Origin of the sequence: Flavobacterium sp., assembly GCF_035760125.1 — a bacterium.
In the GTDB taxonomy this organism is placed as follows: Bacteria; Bacteroidota; Bacteroidia; order Flavobacteriales; family Flavobacteriaceae; genus Flavobacterium.
Genome location: NZ_DASTTN010000199.1, coordinates 1 through 4713, shown reverse-complemented (window position 1 = coordinate 4713; position 4713 = coordinate 1). Strand labels below are relative to the sequence as shown.

The 4713-nt window shown below is 35.4% G+C and carries 3 protein-coding genes; all 3 read right to left on the bottom strand.

Annotated elements, in window-relative coordinates; translation table 11 throughout:
* A partial coding sequence (locus VFS71_RS07505; protein ID WP_326400311.1) for a TolC family protein occupies positions 1-844 on the bottom strand: 844 nt, incomplete at its 3' end.
* Between the two features lie 42 nt (positions 845-886).
* Positions 887-3985 (bottom strand): efflux RND transporter permease subunit, encoded by a 3099-nt coding sequence (locus VFS71_RS07500; RefSeq protein WP_326400310.1) that lies wholly within the window; start codon positions 3983-3985, stop codon positions 887-889.
* Between the two features lie 25 nt (positions 3986-4010).
* Positions 4011-4713: efflux RND transporter periplasmic adaptor subunit (locus VFS71_RS07495; RefSeq protein ID WP_326400309.1), on the bottom strand; the 703-nt coding region annotated here is incomplete at its 5' end.

Sequence of the window (4713 nt, the reverse complement as noted above, 5' to 3'; positions counted from 1 at the left end):
TTGGATAGCGTTCTCCTTTGATTTGCTTCAATTCAAGTTCTGTTACTTTTTTATTGATGATTTGCATCTCTAACTCAGGATTTTGCTTTTCTGCCAATGCTATTAAATCAACAAGTTTCAATTTTCGGTCTACATTTATTCCTTCAGAAACTTTAAAATCGGTATTCAAATCTCTCGCTAAAATCTGGTTCAAAAGTGTTTTAGCGTTGGCATATGTTTGTTTTTCCTTTAATAAATTACCAAGATCCGTGTTCAAATCCACCTGAGCATTTAACACATCCAGTTTAGAGCCTTTTCCGATAGTGTATCTATTTTTGGTAAACTCCAATCTTTTTTGCGAAATGATAATTGTAGAATCCAAATCGGATAATTGTTGCTGTTCCTGTATCAAATCATAATAAACCGAATTAACACTACTTATTTTATTGATAATGGTCATTTTTCTTTGTGCCTCACTCATATTTTGCAATTCCTTCAATTGATCGTATTTGGCAAACATTTTCATACCATCAAAAATAGTCCAATCCAAAGCAACACCATAATTCAAATTATTGTTTTTGGCATTTTTCAACTCAACTGTAGTCCCGTCTGATCGGGTTTGAGAAGTATTCAGAATGCTATTATTATCTGTAGCTGCTGCAGTTATAGAAGGTAGCATTCCTGCATTTCCGATAGCCACATTCGTTTTGTCTATTTTTAAATTATTATCTGCAATTTTTATTTCATAATTGTTTTCCAATGCAATTTTAACCGCATTTTCAAGAGTAAGCATTTCTTGTGCATTTCCTATTGCAAAGCAAAAGAAAAGCAATAAGAGACTTTTAAAAAAAAATTTAGTATTCATCATTTAAGTTATTTTCTTTCTTTTAAGAATTTTATATCCAAATTATTTTTTCACTTCGTTTTCATATTCATCGATATGATCAAATTCTGGGTAATGTTTACGAGCCTTAGACCACATTAAATACAAAGCTGGAATTACAAATAAAGTAAGTATCAAAGAGAAAATTGTACCTCCAACGATAACAACCCCCATACCAATTCTACTTGTTGCTGCAGCACCTAGCGATAATGCAATTGGCAAAGCTCCTAAAGAAATTGCCAAACTCGTCATCAAAATAGGACGCAACCTTGATTCTGAAGCTTCTAAAATCGCTTCTAATTTTGGTTTTCCTTGCTCTCGCAACTGATTAGCAAATTCGACAATCAGGATTCCGTTCTTCGTTACCAATCCAATCAACATAATTGTTCCAATCTGACTGAAAATATTCCAGGTTTGATTGAACAGCCAAAGCGAAAATAATGCTCCGGCAACTGCCATTGGTACAGTCAATATAATAATAAAAGGATCAACAAAACTTTCAAATTGAGCCGCTAATATTAGGAAAATCAACAATAAAGCCAATCCAAAGGCAAAAGAAGTATTCGAACTACTTTCAACAAAATCTCTGGATTCTCCTCCTAAATCAGTGGTAAATGAATCATCAAGAACTTTGGCTTTAATTTCGTTCATCGCATCAATTCCATCACTAAGACTTTTGCCTGGAGCAAGACCTGCAGAAACTGTTGCCGACATATATCTGTTATTATGATACAACTGCGGAGGATTGCTTTGCTCTTCAATCTTAACCACATTGTCCATTTGAATGAGTTCACCTTTATTGTTTTTGACATACATTGAAGTCAAATCCAAAGGCTTTGAACGATCTTCTCTTTCAAACTGACCAATTACTTGGTATTGCTTTCCATTTCTAATAAAATACCCAAAACGTTGACCACTCAAGGAAAGTTGTAATGTTTGAGCAACATCTTTTACAGAAATCCCTAAACTTTCAGCCTTTGCTCTATCAATAGAAACGTTGATTTCGGGTTTATTGAATTTTAAATTTACATCAGTAACAGAGAATACATCACTTTTAGCCGCTTCATCCATAAACAAAGGAATTTTTTCTCTTAACTTCTGAAAATTGGGAGCTTGAATAATGTATTGAACCGGTAAACCACCACGTCTGTTCACTGCAATAGTAGGTTGTTCAATAACCGATGTTTTGGCTTCGGAATACTGGCCAGTCCATTTGGTCAATTTATCTGCAATTTCCTTTTGAGAAGCTTCTCTCTTATCAGGTTCAACCAAGGATACACGTATAAAACCACTATTTACAGAGGAAGAACCAAAACCCGGAGAAGTAATCACCAAACTCACTTTTTTCTCAGGAATGGAATCATCAACCAATTTGGATACTTCCTGCATGAAGCGATCGGTATAATCATAGGAAGCTCCTTCGGGTGTTGTCATACGCATGACAAAACCACTACGATCATCATAAGGCGCTGTTTCTTTTTTCAAAATATTAAAGAACAAATAAATTAAACCAAAACAAACGATAAGAATTGGGAAACTCAACCATTTCCTTTTCATAAAACGTTCCAGTGCGTTTGCATAACCACTGTTTAATTTTTCAAAATAAGGTTCAGTAAGAATGTAAAATTTAGATTTTTTTTGTTCTCCACTTTTCATCAAATAAGCATTCAACATCGGAGTTAATGTCAAAGATACGAAAGCCGAAATCAATACTGCAGCTCCGATGACGACTCCAAATTCACGGAACAATCGCCCGACAAAACCTTCTAAGAAAATAACTGGTAAAAATACCGCTGCCAAGGTGATTGATATCGAAATAACCGCAAAGAAAATCTCATTCGATCCTTTTATCGCCGCTTCTATAGGCGACATTCCTTCTTCCACTTTTTTGAAAATATTCTCGGTTACTACAATACCGTCATCCACAACCAATCCTGTGGCAAGAACAATTGCAAGTAGTGTAAGTACATTTATCGAGAATCCAAAAAGCCACATAATAAAGAATGTAGCAATCAAGGAAACGGGAATATCTATTAAAGGTCTGAAAGCAATTGCCCAATCCCTAAAAAACAAAAAGATAATTAAAATCACCAATACAATTGATATCCCTAGCGTTTCTGCTACTTCAATCACTGACTTTTTTACAAAAACAGTATTATCAATGGCTATATTTAATTTGATATCACTTGGTAAATCCTTTTTTAAACGTTCAAATTGCTTGTAAAATTCACTTGCAATATCCAAATAATTGGCTCCAGGAAGCGGTACAATAGCCACACCAACTAGGGGAGTGCCTGATTGGGTCATTTTGGTCTCTACATTTTCAGGCCCCAATACAGCAGTACCAACATCACTAAAGCGAACTATTTTTTCACCAACTGACCGAATAATAATGTTGTTGAATTCTTCTGGTTTAGAAAGATTTCCAACCGTTTTTACAGTCAATTCAGTATTGTCACCTGTAATTTTTCCAGAGGGCAATTCTACATTTTGACTGTTTAGGGCATCACGAACTTCTGAAACAGTACATCCGTAGGAAGCCAGTTTTTCTGGATTAATCCACAATCGCATAGCATATCTCTTTTGTCCCCAAATTTGAACTCCACTAACTCCCGGTATAGTTTCAAGTCTTTGTCCAATAACATTTTCAGCATAATCACTCAGTTCCAATGCACTTCGAGTATCACTTTGTACTGTCATCGAAATAATCGCATCACTATTGGCGTCAGCCTTAGAAACAACTGGTGGTGCATCAATATCTTGAGGCAAATTTCGAATCGCCTGAGATACTTTGTCACGAACATCATTGGCAGCTTCTTCAAGATTTTTATCCAAATTAAATTCAATTGTAATATTGCTGCTTCCTTGTGCGCTTGAAGACGTTACATTTCGGATTCCATCTATTGAATTGATTGCTTTTTCTAAAGGCTCGGTGATTTGGGATTCAATAATATCAGAATTGGCTCCTGTATAATTCGTTCGAATCGAAACTTGGGCAGGATCAATTGACGGGAATTCTCTAACTCCCAGATAAGTGTAACCAATAATACCAAACAAAATAATCGTTAAGTTCATAACGATGGTCATTACAGGTCTTTTTATGCTTAAAGTGGATAAACTCATTTAAGTATTTTTAGTTTTTAGAGTTTTATTTAATGATTACTTTAACAGGAGCTTCGTCTTTTAAGGACATTACACCACTTGTCAATAAAGTGTCACCAGCTTTCAAACCAGAAAGAATCAAGATAGAAGCATCCGTTCTTGTGGCGGTTTCTACCATAACTTCTTTGGCCATTCCGTTTTTAGCAATGTAAACTTTCTTACCGTTTTGAACTGGAATTATTGCTTCTGTAGGAACAATAATTGCATCTTTTATAATACTCAAAGGCAATGCAACATTTGCAAAAGTACCTGGCAATAATTTCCCTTGACTGTTCTCTGTAATCGCTCGTACCTGAAGTGTGCGTGTGTCAACAGCCACTTCCGGTTCTATAGCATAGACTTTCGCCATAAATTTTTCATCAGAACCTTCAACAGTAAAACTTAAAGGAGTATTTGTCTTTACTTGAGAGGCATATTTTTCAGGAATCGAAAAAGTTATTTTTAATTTACTGCTGTTTACTAATTTGGCCACCAAAACAGTTGGTGTTATATAAGTTCCCGGCGAAATGGCGCGCAATCCAATTTTCCCAGAAAAAGGGGCACGAACCGATGTTTTTGCAATTTGAGCCTTGATCAATTGACTTTGGGCTTGAGTTGATTTATGGTCAGCTCTTGCAATATCATATTCTTCTTGACTGATGGCTTCTTTTTGCAGAAGTAATTTAGCCCTTCTTTCATTTTCGGCGGCC

What these genes read in the sequence shown, in the direction of transcription:
- VFS71_RS07500 (WP_326400310.1), bottom strand. Translation starts at nt 3,985, where the DNA reads ATGAGTTTATCCACTTTAAGCATAAAAAGACCTGTAATGACCATCGTT.